Source organism: bacterium (assembly GCA_009926305.1).
In the GTDB taxonomy this organism is placed as follows: Bacteria; Bdellovibrionota_C; UBA2361; order UBA2361; family RFPC01; genus RFPC01.
This window is the reverse complement of the sequence record RFPC01000223.1, coordinates 1-1,410: the sequence shown is the minus strand read 5'-3', so window position 1 is coordinate 1,410 and position 1,410 is coordinate 1. Positions and strand designations below refer to the sequence as shown.

Annotated in this window: 1 protein-coding gene and 1 pseudogene; one reads left to right on the top strand and one right to left on the bottom strand. The window is 44.2% G+C overall.

Features of this window, described 5'->3' with window-relative positions; translation table 11 throughout:
- A pseudogene (locus EBR25_14025) lies at positions 1–244 on the bottom strand (type I restriction endonuclease subunit R).
- A 104-nt stretch (positions 245–348) separates the two neighbouring features.
- On the opposite strand from EBR25_14025, the gene EBR25_14020 reads away from it, so the two are divergent.
- A complete protein-coding gene (locus EBR25_14020; protein NBW42087.1) occupies positions 349–1,254 on the top strand; it encodes a hypothetical protein in 906 nt (301 codons plus the stop codon).
- Positions 1,255–1,410 lie beyond the last annotated feature (156 nt).

Genomic DNA, 1,410 nt, shown 5'->3' with positions numbered 1-1,410 from the left:
CATTCAGAATTCTATTAGTTCTGGAATAGGCTTGGATCAGGCCGTGGAATCTCAAATTCTTATCTACATAGAGCGTATTGAGTGATCTACTGTCGAATCCCGTCAAAAACATGTTTACAACCAGGAGAATATCAACTTTTCTCTCTTTTACCTTCTTTGAAATATCCTGGTAATAGTTGTAAAACGATTTCGTATCCCTTGTTGAGAACTTAGTTCCAAACATTTCATTATAATCGGAGATAAAGCTCAAACAGCTCTCTTCTGCTCACTTTTCGAAGCTAAAAACACCTGCAATACAAAACATAATCAGCTACGCTTGATAGGCGTAAGTTTCTAAGAGGATCAAAGATGTACGACATAATAGGAGATATTCACGGCTACGCTGATGAGCTAGAAGCTCTATTAAAGAAGATGGGCTACGAAGATCATAGTGGTTGTTATCGCCATCCTGAACGAACAGCTATATTCGTTGGAGATCTCATCGATCGTGGTCCCAAGATTCGAGAAGTGCTGGATATCGTGAGGCCCATGGTCGAATCAGAGGCTGCTTTGATTGTAATGGGAAACCATGAGTTCAATGCGCTTGCATATCACACCTCAGATCCAGATTCCGAAGGCCAATTCTTGCGAGAGCATTCAGACAAGAACACCCATCAGCACCAAGCCACACTTGATCAAGTAGGAAGCGATATTCAGTCGATTGTCGATTTCTTTTACACGATGCCCCTTTGGCTTGAGCTTCCAAACCTTCGAGTGGTTCATGCTTGCTGGGATCCTCAGTCTATAGCTTGCCTTGATCAAGAGCTGACAGATCGCCGGCTGAACCAAGAGCTGCTGATAGAGGCTAGTCGAGATGGAAGTCCAACTTTCAAAGCAGTAGAGACTGTCCTTAAGGGGAAAGAGTGGAGTCTTGGACAAGCCAGCTTTAAGGATAAAGATGGTAATGAGCGGCATGAAGCAAGAGTTCGTTGGTATCTTCCGTATGAAGGACAACCTATCTCTGAATACTGCTTTCCTGTGGGAGTTGAGCTTCCATCGGGGAGCTTTGAACCCGAGACACAAGAACCAGGATATCACGCCGACGAAAAGCCTGTCTTCTTCGGGCACTATTGGTTGAGAGCTTCAAGCCCGCAACTAGAAGCTTCGAATGTGTGTTGCCTGGACTACAGTGTAGCAAAAAAAGGTTTTCTCTGTGCATATAGAATAGATGAAGCGGAGACAAGGCTGAGCGAAAGCAATTTTATCTGGGTGTAGACGCAACGGCGAAACAGCTCATTTACCGACGCTAGGTTCATTGGAGTTGGCAAATCCCAAGAGTTTCTCCCAGCCTGTCGAATTTCTTGATCAAGGTATATTCTGCTCGAATCCATCTCGAAGTTGTGTTAATCTTATGCTTTAGGCATCAGGAGT

Coding starts and splice junctions, on each gene's coding strand:
- EBR25_14020 (NBW42087.1), top strand. CDS start 349: ATGTACGACATAATAGGAGATATTCACGGCTACGCTGATGAGCTAGAA.